A 1,868-nucleotide genomic window follows, 5' to 3' on the forward strand; every position below is an offset into this window, starting at 1 on the left:
CATGACGATATCGGAGCCTAAAGCCATCTGAACTTGTGTAGCAATCTCCGGACTTAAAACCTAGATTCTACGTCAGTACTTCAAAAAGCATAATCAAAGCCTTGATAAATATGCGTTCCTTCGAAATTCAGCTTTCACCCATTGGGTGAAAGAAAAGTGCTCAAAAATATGTTAAATTATCAGCTTTTATGACTCGATATATGGTAAAATAATAGTAAGAAAAGTAGTAAAAAGGGGTTCTAATTATGATTAATAAAATTGATTTCAAAGCTAAGAATCTAACATCAAATGCAGGTCTTTTTCTGCTCCTTGAGAATGCAAAAAGCAATGGGATTTTTGATTTTATTGAAAATGACCTCGTATTTGATAATGACTCAACAAATAAAATCAAGATGAATCATATAAAGACCATGCTCTGCGGTCACTTCATTGGCATTGATAAGTTAGAACGTCTAAAGCTACTTCAAAATGATCCCCTCGTCAACGAGTTTGATATTTCCGTAAAAGAACCTGAAACAGTGTCACGGTTTCTAGGAAACTTCAACTTCAAGACAACCCAAATGTTTAGAGACATTAATTTTAAAGTCTTTAAAAAACTGCTCACTAAAAGTAAATTGACATCCATTACGATTGATATTGATAGTAGTGTAATTAACGTAGAAGGTCATCAAGAAGGTGCGTCAAAAGGATATAATCCTAAGAAACTGGGAAACCGATGCTACAATATCCAATTTGCATTTTGCGACGAATTAAAAGCATATGTTACCGGATTTGTAAGAAGTGGCAATACTTACACTGCAAACGGTGCTGCGGAAATGATCAAAGAAATTGTTGCTAACATCAAATCAGACGATTTAGAAATTTTATTTCGAATGGATAGTGGCTACTTTGATGAAAAAATTATCGAAACGATAGAATCTCTTGGATGCAAATATTTAATTAAAGCCAAAAGTTATTCTACACTCACCTCACAAGCAACGAATTCATCAATTGTATTCGTTAAAGGAGAAGAAGGTAGAGAAACTACAGAACTGTATACAAAATTAGTTAAATGGGAAAAAGACAGAAGATTTGTCGTATCTCGCGTACTGAAACCAGAAAAAGAAAGAGCACAATTATCACTTTTAGAAGGTTCCGAATACGACTACTTTTTCTTTGTAACAAATACTACCTTGCTTTCTGAAAAAGTAGTTATATACTATGAAAAGCGTGGTAATGCTGAAAACTATATCAAAGAAGCCAAATACGACATGGCGGTGGGTCATCTCTTGCTAAAGTCATTTTGGGCGAATGAAGCCGTGTTTCAAATGATGATGCTTTCATATAACCTATTTTTGTTGTTCAAGTTTGATTCCTTGGACTCTTCAGAATACAGACAGCAAATAAAGACCTTTCGTTTGAAGTATGTATTTCTTGCAGCAAAAATAATCAAAACCGCAAGATATGTAATCATGAAGTTGTCGGAAAACTATCCGTACAAGGGAGTGTATGAAAAATGTCTGGTATAATAAGAATATCATCAATAAAATTGAGTGTTGCTCTGTGGATAACTTGCAGAGTTTATTAAGTATCATTGCAGCAAAGATGAAATCAATGATTTATCAAAAATGATTGAAAGGTGGTTGTAAATAATGTTACAATGTGTGAGAAGCAGTCTAAATTCTTCGTGAAATAGTGATTTTTGAAGCTAATAAAAAACACACGTGGAATTTAGGTTGAAAATATTCTGATAAAAAAGGAGTGGTTTCTTTGATCAACAAGAGCATCATCATCAACGGAGTGCGTCAAACCCTCATCGTCGATGAGGAAGTAACCCTGGCTAATGTGCTGCGGGGACAACTGCATCTGACCGGAACCAAAATTGGCTG

The 1,868-nt window shown here is 34.5% G+C and carries 1 protein-coding gene; it reads left to right on the top strand.

The annotated features are described in order from the left end of the window. The first annotated feature begins 245 nt into the window (after positions 1-245). On the top strand, positions 246-1,508 hold the full coding sequence (locus DESLBE_RS00935) for an IS1380-like element ISEcp1 family transposase (protein WP_000608644.1): 1,263 nt from the start codon (positions 246-248) through the stop codon (positions 1,506-1,508). Positions 1,509-1,868: the final 360 nt, after the last annotated feature.

Source organism: Desulfitobacterium sp. LBE (assembly GCF_007830365.1).
In the GTDB taxonomy this organism is placed as follows: Bacteria; Bacillota; Desulfitobacteriia; order Desulfitobacteriales; family Desulfitobacteriaceae; genus Desulfitobacterium; species Desulfitobacterium hafniense.

Excerpts from the sequence above, each read along its gene's own strand:
- DESLBE_RS00935 (WP_000608644.1), top strand. The coding sequence starts at position 246 with ATGATTAATAAAATTGATTTCAAAGCTAAGAATCTAACATCAAATGCA.